At 71.1% G+C, this 11,071-nt stretch carries 10 protein-coding genes; 4 read left to right on the plus strand and 6 right to left on the minus strand.

The genetic code is table 11. The annotated features are described in order from the left end of the window. Positions 1-44 precede the first annotated feature (44 nt). Complete coding sequence (locus tag HET64_RS30455; protein WP_215110374.1) at positions 45-905, minus strand: NmrA family NAD(P)-binding protein; 861 nt, start codon at positions 903-905, stop codon at positions 45-47. Positions 906-1,164: 259 nt separating this feature from the next. Here HET64_RS30455 and HET64_RS30460 point away from each other — a divergent pair, with 259 nt between their 5' ends. Further along, positions 1,165-1,500: a helix-turn-helix domain-containing protein gene (locus HET64_RS30460; RefSeq protein ID WP_215110381.1), complete on the plus strand. Its 336-nt coding sequence runs from the start codon at positions 1,165-1,167 to the stop codon at positions 1,498-1,500. 57 nt (positions 1,501-1,557) lie between these two features. Here HET64_RS30460 and HET64_RS30465 read toward each other — a convergent pair whose 3' ends face one another. The 5 genes from HET64_RS30465 to HET64_RS30485 form a co-directional block, all read right to left on the minus strand. Next, positions 1,558-2,631 carry a 2-oxoacid:ferredoxin oxidoreductase subunit beta gene (locus tag HET64_RS30465; RefSeq protein ID WP_215110375.1) on the minus strand — a complete coding sequence of 358 codons (1,074 nt, stop codon included), beginning with the start codon at positions 2,629-2,631 and terminating at the stop codon, positions 1,558-1,560. After that, positions 2,624-4,588, minus strand: coding sequence for a 2-oxoacid:acceptor oxidoreductase subunit alpha (locus HET64_RS30470; RefSeq protein WP_215110376.1), 1,965 nt, complete (start codon positions 4,586-4,588; stop codon positions 2,624-2,626). The genes HET64_RS30465 and HET64_RS30470 overlap by 8 nt, the downstream gene beginning before the upstream one ends. Before the next feature lie 468 nt (positions 4,589-5,056). Further along, positions 5,057-5,716, minus strand: coding sequence for a response regulator transcription factor (locus HET64_RS30475; RefSeq protein WP_215110382.1), 660 nt, complete (start codon positions 5,714-5,716; stop codon positions 5,057-5,059). Positions 5,717-6,314: 598 nt separating this feature from the next. Then, positions 6,315-7,688, minus strand: coding sequence for a sensor histidine kinase (locus HET64_RS30480; protein WP_215110377.1), 1,374 nt, complete (start codon positions 7,686-7,688; stop codon positions 6,315-6,317). Between the two features lie 213 nt (positions 7,689-7,901). Further along, a complete protein-coding gene (locus tag HET64_RS30485; protein WP_215110378.1) occupies positions 7,902-9,089 on the minus strand; it encodes a sensor histidine kinase in 1,188 nt (395 codons plus the stop codon). A gap of 182 nt (positions 9,090-9,271) precedes the next feature. Here HET64_RS30485 and HET64_RS30490 point away from each other — a divergent pair, with 182 nt between their 5' ends. The 3 genes from HET64_RS30490 to HET64_RS30500 all read left to right on the plus strand — a co-directional run. Next, the gene (locus HET64_RS30490; protein ID WP_308370406.1) at positions 9,272-9,760 is read left to right on the plus strand and encodes an NADH-quinone oxidoreductase subunit A; all 489 of its coding nucleotides are present in this window, start codon (positions 9,272-9,274) and stop codon (positions 9,758-9,760) included. Next, complete coding sequence (locus HET64_RS30495; protein WP_215110379.1) at positions 9,751-10,431, plus strand: NADH-quinone oxidoreductase subunit B; 681 nt, start codon at positions 9,751-9,753, stop codon at positions 10,429-10,431. Before HET64_RS30490 ends, HET64_RS30495 begins: the two co-directional genes overlap by 10 nt. Next, positions 10,428-11,071: NADH-quinone oxidoreductase subunit C (locus HET64_RS30500; RefSeq protein ID WP_215110380.1), on the plus strand; the 644-nt coding region annotated here is incomplete at its 3' end. The genes HET64_RS30495 and HET64_RS30500, both read left to right, overlap by 4 nt.

Genomic DNA, 11,071 nt, shown 5'->3' on the forward strand with positions numbered 1-11,071 from the left:
GGGGTGCGTCGCGGGGCAGGCGGTGCTCAGGGGCGCGTTGCGGGTCAGGTGGTGGGCAGGGCGGCGCGCACGGTTTCGGCGAGGGGCGTCGTCGGGCGGCCGATGAGCCGGGCGAGGTCGCCGCTCGTCCCCGCGAGCCGTCCCCGTCCGATCGCCTCGTCCACGTCCACGAGGATCGCGGCGAAACCCTCGGGCAGTCCGGCACCGACCAGGACCTCTTGGTGCGCGGCGGCCGGGACGTTCTTGTACGTGATCTCCTCGCCGGTCAGCTCGGACAGCAGTGCGGCGTACGAGGCCAGCGGCCAGGCGGTGTCGCCGCTCAGCTCGTAGGCGGTGTTCAGGTGGCCGTCGCCGGTCAGCACGGCGGCCGCGGCGGCGGCGTAGTCGGCCCGGGAGGCGGAGGCGACACGGCCCTCGCCCGCGTTGGCGAGCACCGCGCGGTGCTCCAGGACCGGGGCCAGGTTGGCGGTGTAGTTCTCGGTGTACCAGCCGTTGCGCAGGAACGTGTACGGCAGCCCGGAGTCGAGGATCAGCCGCTCGGTGGCCTTGTGCTCGTCGGCCAGCGTGAAGTCCGCGTCGGGCCCGCCGAGCACGCCGGTGTACGCGAGCTGGGCGACGCCCGCCGCCTTCGCCGCGTCGACGACCGCGGCGTGCTGCGCCACCCGCTTGCCCACCTCGCTGCCGGAGATCAGCAGCACCCGGTCGCCGGACCGGAAGACTCCGGCGAGGGATTCGGGGCGGTCGTAGTCCGCGATGCGCAGCTCCACGCCCCGGGCGGCGAGCGCGGCGGCCTTCTCCTTGTCGCGCACGACCGCGACGACCTCGCCGGCCGGGACCTCGGCCAGCAGGGCGTCGACGACGAGGCGGCCGAGTGCGCCAGTGGCTCCGGTGACAACGATGCTCATGAGGGGGCTCCGATTCGGTGGTTCGATGATGCGGTTTCGGTGGTTCGGTCCGCTTCTGTGCTTCGGTTACGACCCTACGGGTAGCGCTAACCATGGGAAAGTACCCACTTTGAAGTAAGGTACTGGCATGACAGAGAGTGCGGAGTTTCCTCATCCGGATCGGCCGGATCAGCCGGAGCGTCCCGATCGGCCGGGTCGTTCGGGTGAAGGCCGTGGTGCGGCCCTGTCCTCTCTCCTGGCCTGGGACGTCAACCAGCCCATGTGCCCGTCCCGGCTGATCCTGGAGCACGTGACGAGCCGCTGGGGCGTCCTCGTACTGGCGGCGCTGCTGGAGCGTTCGTACCGCTTCAGCGAACTGCGCCGCGCGGTGGGCGGGGTCAGCGAGAAGATGCTGGCCCAGACGCTCCGGACCCTGGAGCGCGACGGCTTCGTCCACCGGGACGCGAAGCCGGTGATCCCGCCGCGGGTGGACTACACGCTCACCCCGCTCGGCATCGAGGCCGCCGAACAGGTCTGGGCGCTCGCCCGCTGGACCGAACACCAGGTGGGCGCGGTGCAGGCGGCACGCGAGGCATACGACGGGGCCCGGGCCTGACCCCGTGAGGGATCGGGCCCGGGCCCCGGGCGGTGCGCGTACGGTCCTCGCCCGGCCTCAGCCGACGACGGTCCAGGTGTCGTTGCCGGCGAGGAGCGAGCCGAGGTCGCCCTTGCCGTTCTGCTCGACGGCGGCGTCGAGCTGGTCGGACATCAGCGTGTCGTAGACGGGCCGTTCGACGCTGCGCAGCACCCCGATGGGGGTGTGGTGCAGGGTGTCCGCGTCGGCGATCCGGGACAGTGCGAACGCCGTCGTCGGCGATTCCGCGTGGGCGTCGTGGACGAGGACCTGCGAGCGGTTCTCCTCCGTGACGGCCACGACCGACAGATCGCCGGTGGCCGGATCGCGCACGACGCCCTTGGGCTCCTGGGAGCCGAAGAGGATCGGCTGACCGTGTTCGAGGCGGATGACGGCCTCGGCGGCCTGTTCCTTGTCCTTGAGGACCTCGAAAGCGCCGTCGTTGAAGATGTTGCAGTTCTGGTAGATCTCCACCAGCGCCGTGCCCGAGTGCTCGGCGGCCGCGCGCAGCACGCTCGTGAGGTGCTTACGGTCGGAGTCGACCGTGCGCGCCACGAACGTCGCCTCCGCGCCGATGGCGAGGGACACCGGATTGAAGGGCGCGTCGAGCGACCCCATCGGCGTCGATTTGGTGATCTTGCCCAGCTCGGAGGTGGGGCTGTACTGGCCCTTCGTCAGCCCGTAGATCCGGTTGTTGAAGAGCAGGATCTTGAGGTTGACGTTGCGGCGCAGGGCGTGGATGAGGTGGTTGCCGCCGATGGAGAGGGCGTCGCCGTCGCCGGTGACGACCCAGACCGACAGGTCACGCCGCGAGGTGGCGAGTCCGGTCGCGATGGAGGGGGCGCGGCCGTGGATGGAGTGCATCCCGTAGGTGTTCATGTAGTACGGGAAGCGGGAGGAGCAGCCGATTCCCGAGACGAAGGTGATGTTCTCCTTCGCGAGGCCCAGCTCCGGCATGAACCCCTGGACGGCGGCGAGCACCGCGTAGTCGCCGCAGCCGGGGCACCAGCGGACTTCCTGGTCGGACTTGAAGTCCTTCATGGACTGCTTCGCCTCGGCCTTGGGCACCAGCTGCAGCAGGTCGTTGTGGTGCAGTTCCTCGGTGTCAGGCATCGATGGCCTCCTTGAGGGCCGTGGCGAGCTGCTCGGCCTTGAACGGCATTCCGTTGACCTGGTTGTAGCTGTGGGCGTCCACCAGATACTTCGCCCTGAGCAGCATGGCGAGCTGGCCGAGGTTCATCTCCGGGACGACGACCTTGTCGTAGCGCTTCAGCACCTCGCCGAGATTCTTCGGGAAGGGGTTGAGATGGCGCAGGTGGGCCTGGGCGATGGGCGCCCCCGCGGCCCGCAGCCGGCGCACCGCCGCGGTGATCGGCCCGTACGTCGATCCCCAGCCGAGCACCAGGGTGCGGGCCCCGGCGGGGTCGTCGACCTGGAGGTCGGGGACCTCGATGCCGTCGATCTTGGCCTGGCGGGTGCGGACCATGAAGTCGTGGTTGGCCGGGTCGTAGGAGATGTTGCCCGTGCCGTTCTGCTTCTCGATCCCGCCGATCCGGTGCTCCAGGCCGGCCGTCCCGGGGACCGCCCACGGGCGGGCCAGAGTCTGCGGGTCGCGCTTGTAGGGCCAGAACACCTCCGTCCCGTCCTCCAGCGTGTGGTTCGGGCCGGTGGCGAAGGGGGTCTTCAGGTCGGGCAGGGTCGACGTCTCCGGGATCCGCCACGGCTCGGAGCCGTTGGCGAGGTAGCCGTCGGAGAGCAGGAAGACCGGGGTGCGGTAGGTCAGGGCGATCCGGGCCGCTTCGATCGCGGCGTCGAAGCAGTCGGCCGGAGTCCGCGGAGCCACGATCGGAACCGGGGCCTCACCGTTCCTGCCGAACATGGCCTGCAGCAGATCGGCCTGCTCGGTCTTGGTCGGCAGCCCGGTCGACGGCCCGCCCCGCTGGATGTCGATGATCAGCAGCGGCAGCTCCAGGGAGACCGCGAGGCCGATCGTCTCCGACTTCAGCGCCACCCCGGGGCCGGACGTGGTCGTGATGCCCAGCGCCCCGCCGAACGCCGCGCCCAGCGCCGCACCGATTCCGGCGATCTCGTCCTCCGCCTGGAACGTCCGCACACCGAAGTTCTTGTGCCGCGACAGCTCATGCAGGATGTCCGACGCCGGAGTGATCGGATACGACCCCAGATACAGCGGCAGCTCCGCCAGCTGCCCGGCCGCGATCAGCCCGTAGGACAGGGCGAGGTTCCCCGAGATGTTGCGGTAGGTGCCGGTGGGGAAGGCCTGCGAGGCCGGGGCGACCTCGTACGAGACCGCGAAGTCCTCGGTCGTCTCACCGAAATTCCACCCCGCCCGGAAGGCCGCCACGTTCGCCTCGGCGATCTGCGGCTTCTTCGCGAACTTCTGCCGCAGGAACGTCTCCGTGCCCTCGGTCGGCCGGTGGTACATCCACGACAGGAGACCCAGCGCGAACATGTTCTTCGACCGCTCCGCCTCCTTACGGGGCAGCCCGAACTCCTTCAACGCCTCCAGTGTCAACGTCGTCAACGGCACCGGGTGAACGTTGTAGGCCTCCAGCGAACCGTCCTCCAGCGGACTGGTCGCGTACCCCACCTTCGCCATCGGACGCTTCGTGAACTCGTCGGTGTTCACAATGATCTCCGCGCCGCGCGGAACATCGTCGATGTTCGCCTTCAACGCGGCCGGGTTCATCGCGACCAGGACGTTGGGGGCGTCACCCGGGGTCAGAATGTCATGATCGGCAAAGTGCAACTGGAAGGAAGAGACCCCTGGCAGGGTGCCTGCGGGGGCGCGGATCTCGGCCGGGAAGTTCGGCAGCGTGGAGAGATCGTTGCCGAAGGAAGCGGTCTCCGAGGTGAACCGGTCACCCGTGAGCTGCATACCGTCACCCGAGTCGCCCGCGAAACGGATGATCACCCGGTCCAGGCGACGGATCTCCTTCCCGTCGCCGCCCGTGGTTCCCGTCGTACCTGACAGGGGGGCTCGCTGACCCCCGAGGACGGCGTCGTTGGCCTCTTCGGCCTTCTCTGCCGCGCTACTGACCTGGCTCGTCACTGAACTGGACCTCCCTTGGGCGGCGGTTCGGAACCGTCCGGCCAGCCGGCGATCCCAGAGGCCACCCTACGTCCGCGTAGGTGGCCTCCCAGGGACCGATCATATGGTGGACGCTGTTTTGAGACACCCTTTGAGTAAGGTTTGTCACGTTTTGCAAGCCCCCGATCGCGGGATGAAGACGACCTCTCCCTGAGTCTTTTGTCCTAGGCCTCCCCCGCCCCCCCCTCGGCCGCCTGGGCCTCGGTCGACCCTTTCTTGATCAGAGGTGCCCGTCCGGCCCCCGCCGGACACCCTCGGGCCCGCGCGATGCCCGCAATGCTCCCGGGGCGCTCCCGGGGTGCTCCGGAAGTGCCCCCGAGGTGCTCCGGAAGCGCCCCGGGAGCGTCGGCCGGCGTAGGGCTGCCTGCGGTGCGCGTTCCGTCCTCGCGAGTATCTGACGTGGTGTCAGATCGCCAGGGTGTCAGATGTCTAGGAATTCAGGTAGGTCAGCACGGCGAGGACGCGCCGGTGGTCCCCGTCGCTGGGCGAGAGCCCCAGCTTCTGGAAGATGTTGCTGACGTGCTTCTCGACCGCCCCGTCGCTCACCACGAGCTGGCGGGCGACCGCGGAGTTCGTCCGGCCCTCGGCCATCAGCCCCAGGACCTCCCGCTCGCGCGGCGTCAGCCCGGCCAGCACGTCCTGCTTGCGGCTGCGGCCCAGCAACTGCGCCACTACTTCGGGGTCCAGCGCCGTCCCGCCCTGCGCCACCCGGACGACGGCGTCCACGAACTCGCGGACCTCGGCCACCCGGTCCTTCAGCAGATACCCCACCCCGCGGCTGCTGCCCGCCAGCAGTTCGGTGGCGTACTGCTCCTCCACGTACTGGGAGAGGACCAGCACCCCGATGCCGGGGTAGTCCTTCCGCAGCCGCACCGCCGCGCGCACGCCCTCGTCGGTGTGCGTCGGCGGCATCCGCACATCGGCGACCACCACATCGGGAAGCTCCTGCTGGGCGTCGAGGTCCGCCACGGTCTTGAGCAGCGCCTCCGCGTCCCCGACCCCCGCCACCACGTCGTGCCCGAGATCGGTGAGCAGACGGGTGAGCCCCTCCCGGAGCAGGACCGAATCCTCGGCGATGACCACGCGCACCCTGTTCTCCACGTTCTCCACGACTGCGAGTCCCCCACTGTTCCGAATATGCCGCGTTCCCCGCGACCCCGCACGCACCGCGCCCGACCACCGCGCACCGCGCCCCGACCGCACAAGCATCCCAGGACCCGGACACGGATGGGGGCCCTGTGGATAACCCACACGGACCGGCAGCACGGCCCCGCACGCCCCGGGCACGAACGGCCGCATGCCCCGGACGATCACGGCTGTGCGCGCCCGACGATCACGGCCGTCCCGGTCGTGCGCCCGGACGATCACGGTCGTGCGCCCTGACGGTCGCGGCCGAACGCCCCGTCACCGGACCAGGAGGCCCGGGGGAAGGGGCGTACGCAGCAATCACGGCCGAACGCCCCGTCGCCGGACCAGGAGGCCGGGCGAAGGGGCGTATGCGCGCGGGGAGGGACATGACGGGTGGGAGTGGGCTCCCGGGCTCCCGGGACCCGGCAGGTGGGAGCAGGGAGGAGCAGGGAGGGAGGAGCAGGGAGGCGCGAGGAGAGGGCGCGAGAGTCCGGGGGAGTCCAGGGGGCGACCGGGGGAGAGTGGGGGGAGGGAGAGGCGGGAGGTGCCGCGTTCGGGGTCAGCCGCGCCAGGGCAGCTCGGCCGTGACCGTCGTCGGGCCGCCGGCCGGGGAGTCGACCACGAGGACCCCGTCCACGGCGTCCAGCCGCTCCGTCAGCCCCGCCAGGCCGCCGCCCGAGGCCGGTGACGCCCCGCCCCGGCCGTTGTCGGTGACCTGGAGCATCAGCCGGTCGGCCGCCCGCCACACGTCGACCGTGGCCCGGGTCGCACGGGCGTGCTTGCTGATGTTCTGGAGCAGCTCGGAGACGGTGAAGTACGCGATGCCCTCGATCGCCTGCGCGGGCCGCGAGTCCAGGTCCACCTCGACCGTCACGGGCACGGTGCAGCGGGAGGCTATCGCGGAGAGCGCGGCGTCCAGGCCCCGGTCGGTGAGGACGGCGGGGTGGATCCCCCGGGCCAGATCACGCAGCTCCTGAAGGGCCACCTTCACCTCGCCGTGGGCCTCGTCGACCATGCGGGCCGCGGCCTCGGGGTCGTCGGTGAGCTTCTCCTTCGCCAGACCCAGATCCATGGCGAGGGCGACCAGGCGGGCCTGGGCGCCGTCGTGCAGGTCGCGCTCGATGCGGCGGAGGTCGGCGGCGGCGGTGTCCACCACCACGCCCCGGTCCGACTCCAGCTCGGACACCCGGGTGGCCAGCCGGGACGGCCCCAGCAGACCCGTGACCATCAGCCGGTCCACCGACAGCAGCCCCCGCACGATCCACGGCGCGACCAGCACGAGCGCCAGGCCCACCGCCCCGGTCACCGCCAGTTCGCCCGGCGAGTCCAGGTACTCCTGGTGGGTGCGGTCCCCGTACAGCTGGAGACCGTCCTGCCCCCCGAACACCGGGAAGAGCCAGAACCACAGCGGGTACGTCAGCGCCGCCAGTCCGTACGTCCAGAACGAGATCGCGACGACGAACGTGAACGTGGCCCACGGGAAGTGGAGCAGCGTGTACAGCAGGTGCCGCCAGGACACCCCGCTCTTGAGGACCGCGCCCATCCAGGACAAGGGGCCGCCGGTCTTCCCCCGCACCCGCTCCGGATCCGCGACCTCCACCCGCAGCAGCCCGCGCGCCCGGTGCCGCTCCAGCGCACCGAAGCCCCGGCAGACGGCGAGACCGGCGGCGAGGACCGGTATCCCGATGAAGGTGACCAGCAGGCCCGCGCTCAGCGACGTCATGGTGACCGCGAAGACGAACGCCGCCGTGGCGAGCGGGAAGCTCAGCAGCGCGTAGAGCAGCTCGCGCCACGCACGGGCCTCCAGCGGCGCACGCAACGGCGCCGGGAGGAAATGCTTCGCCGGGGTCTTCGCTGGGGTGTTCGCCCCGAAGCTGGGGCCGGAACCCTGATGCTGCCGGTCCCGCGTGTCCGGTCCGTATGCCGTGGCCATGAGTCCCGTCCGTTCCGTCTCTGTCTGAAGTCTCTCAGGGGGCTGTGCGTGGGGCAGTGGGCTTGTGCGTGGTGCCTGCGCCACGATGGCGCCGGAGGCGGCCCGTCACCCCGGACCGTTCTCCCTCAAGGGTCCTGGCCGGCGGCCTTCCGCACCATGAGGTCCCTCTCCGTATCCGCCCGGGGGTTTTCCCCACCCCCGGGCATCGGGCGGTCAGGCGGCCGGCCGCGCCGCGGACCGGTCGCGCCAGGGCAGCTCGGCGGTGACGGTCGTCGGCCCGCCCTCCGGCGAGTCCAGGACGAACACCCCGTCGACCGCGTCGAGCCGCTCGGCGAGCCCCGCGAGGCCCGTACCGCCGCCCATCCGGGCCCCGCCCCCGCCGTCGTCCGTGACCTGGAGCATCAGCCGGTCCGCCGAACGCCACACATCGACGGTGGCGGACCGCGCGCCGCTGTGCTTGCTGACGTTCTGCAGCAGCTCCGAGACGGTGAAATACGCGATGCCCTCGATGGCCTCCGCCGGTCGCCCCCGAAGCCCCACCGACACCTTGACCGGAACCGTGCACCGGGAGGCGATGGCGGAGAGCGCGGCGTCCAGGCCCCGGTCGGTGAGGACGGCGGGGTGGATCCCGCGGGCCAGATCACGCAGCTCCTGGAGGGCGACCTTGATCTCGCCGTGGGCCTCGTCGACCATGCGGGCCGCGGCCTCGGGGTCGTCGGTGAGCTTCTCCTTCGCCAGGCCGAGCCCCATGGCGAGGGCGACCAGGCGGGCCTGGGCGCCGTCGTGCAGGTCGCGCTCGATGCGGCGGAGGTCGGCGGCGGCGGTGTCCACCACCACGCCCCGGTCCGACTCCAGCTCGGCGATGCGCCGCTCCAGCTCGTCCGAGGGCGACAGCAGCCCGCGCGCCATCGCCCGGTCCACCGTCGTCAACCCCCTCGTGATGAACGGCAGCACCGGCCACAGGACGAAAAGGCTCGCCAGCGTCACCGCGAACGTCAGCACCCCCCACGGAAGTCGGATGAACCCGTACAGCAACGCCCGCCAGCCCACCGGGTCCTTGAGCCCCGCCCACAGCCGGACGAAGAACCCCTGCCCCTGGTGGCCGCGCGCCAGCGGACTCGGCTCCTCGACCCGTACGCCGAGCATCCGCCGCGCCCGCCACCGCTCCATCCGGCCCAGCAGCCGCGACCCCTGGAGCCCGCCGACCAGCAGCGGCAGCCCGATCACGGTGACGGAGAGCCCGGCGCCGACAGCGATCACGACCACCGTGAAGACGAACCCGACGACGGACAACGGCAGATTGGCGAGCAGATACGCGACCTCCCGCCAGGTCCACCGGTCGAGGGCGAAGCGGGCGGGCGGCAGCCGGTCGGGATCCGGCACGGAAGGGCTCATGGTCATACCCACAGCCTGCCGGGCCGCACCCGCGCACACCATGGGGCTCATGGGTGGGGTGAAGTAGGGATAACCCCACCTGATGCCCGACGCGGCTGCTTACGCGCCGTTTATCAGGCCCTAGACTCCCGTGCGTACAGAACAGGTACACGGGACAGATGCGGACGACGAGGGAGCGAGGGGCGGACGTGACCGACGTTACGGACGTGACCGGCGTGGCGGACGCGGTGGGCGGGACCGGGGTATCCCGCCCGTCCGGGGAGTTCGGGGTATCCCGCGTTCCGGTGGACGGATCCACCGCACTCGCCTCGGAGTACTTCCAGAGCTATTCGGTCATCGGCCTGCTCGCCCTGGTCGGCGTCCTGTTCGTCGCCGTGGCCTTCGGGGCCGGACGGCTGCTGCGCCCTGTCGTTCCCACCCCGGAGAAGCTCCTCACCTACGAATGCGGCGTCGACCCGGTCGGCGAGGGCTGGGCGCACACCCAGGTCCGCTACTACGTCTACGCGTTCCTGTACGTGATCTTCGCCGTCGACTCCATCTTCCTGTTCCCGTGGGCCACGGTGTTCGCGGCGCCCGGATACGGTGCGACGACCCTGGTCGAAATGTTCATCTTCCTCGGCTTCCTGGCCGTGGGACTGCTCTACGCATGGAAGAAGGGCGTCCTCGCATGGGCCTGACGAGCCGGCCGACCCCCGCGTCGCAGCAGCCCGCGCCACCGCCCTCGCCCCCGTCCGATCCGGTCCTCCTCCCCGAGCCGAAGCGCCTCGGCGTGCTCTCCCGGCTCGCACCGGAGCCCATGAAGGTCGTCCTCAACTGGGGCCGCCGCTACAGCCTCTGGGTCTTCAACTTCGGACTCGCCTGCTGCGCCATCGAGTTCATCGCCGCGTCCATGGCGCGCCACGACTTCATCCGGCTCGGCGTGATCCCGTTCGCCCCCGGCCCCCGTCAGGCCGACCTCATGATCGTGTCCGGCACGGTGACGGACAAGATGGCCCCGGCCGTGAAGCGGCTCTACGAGCAGATGCCCGAACCGAAGTACGTCATCTCCTTCGGCGCCTGCTCCAACTGCGGCGGCCCCTACTGGGACTCGTACTCCGTGACCAAGGGCGTCGACCAGATCATCCCCGTCGATGTGTACGTACCCGGCTGCCCGCCCCGGCCCGAGGCGCTGCTCCAGGGCATTCTCAAGCTCCAGGAGAAGATCGCGCGGGAATCCCTCGCCGAGCGGTACGCCACCGGGGCCACGGGCGGGGGCCCGTCCACCGATGCCCTGCGCAGCGGCCTGGTGGCCGCGCCGACGGCACCGGCCCCGACGGCACCGGCCCCGACACAGGAAGAGGGGCGATGAGCGACAGCGACCAGCACACGGAATCCGCGGCCGAGGCCTACGACCGGCTGCCGCACGCGGTCACCGACCTGTTCGGCGACGAGGCCACGGCGGAGTCCGCGTACGACCTGCTGACCGTCGACGTCCCCGCCGCCGCCTGGCTCACCGCGCTGCGGACCGCCCGCGACGAGCTCGGGTGCAGCTACTTCGACTGGCTCAGCGCCGTGGACGAACCGGGTACGGGCTTCCGCGTCTGCGCCCATGTCGCGGCCCTGGGCACGGGTACGGTGCGGCGGCTGATGGTCCGCACGACCGTGCCGCACGACGCGGCGGTCCTGCCCAGCGCCATCGATGTCTACGCGGGCGCCGCGTGGCACGAGCGCGAGACGCACGAGATGTTCGGCGTCGCGTTCGACGGTCACCCCCACCTCGTACCGCTTCTCCTGCCGGAAGGCTTCGAGGGCCACCCGCTGCGCAAGGACTTCGTCCTGGCCGCGCGCGTCGCCAAGGCCTGGCCCGGGGCGAAGGAGCCGGGGGAGCCCGCAGAGGGCCACACCGGTCCCAAGCGTCGCGCGATGCTCCCGCCCGGGGTGCCCGACCCGAACGAATGGGGCCCCCTGAAGGGCCAACTCCCTCCGGCCGCCGCCCGCCCGGGCCGAGC

Origin of the sequence: Streptomyces sp. McG3 (genome assembly GCF_018619185.1) — a bacterium.
Lineage (GTDB): Bacteria > Actinomycetota > Actinomycetes > Streptomycetales > Streptomycetaceae > Streptomyces.

Coding starts and splice junctions, on each gene's coding strand:
- HET64_RS30455 (WP_215110374.1), bottom strand. CDS start 905: ATGAGCATCGTTGTCACCGGAGCCACTGGCGCACTCGGCCGCCTCGTC.
- HET64_RS30485 (WP_215110378.1), bottom strand. CDS start 9,089: ATGACCATGAGCCCTTCCGTGCCGGATCCCGACCGGCTGCCGCCCGCC.
- HET64_RS30460 (WP_215110381.1), top strand. CDS start 1,165: ATGTGCCCGTCCCGGCTGATCCTGGAGCACGTGACGAGCCGCTGGGGC.
- HET64_RS30465 (WP_215110375.1), bottom strand. CDS start 2,631: ATGCCTGACACCGAGGAACTGCACCACAACGACCTGCTGCAGCTGGTG.
- HET64_RS30480 (WP_215110377.1), bottom strand. CDS start 7,688: ATGGCCACGGCATACGGACCGGACACGCGGGACCGGCAGCATCAGGGT.
- HET64_RS30495 (WP_215110379.1), top strand. CDS start 9,751: ATGGGCCTGACGAGCCGGCCGACCCCCGCGTCGCAGCAGCCCGCGCCA.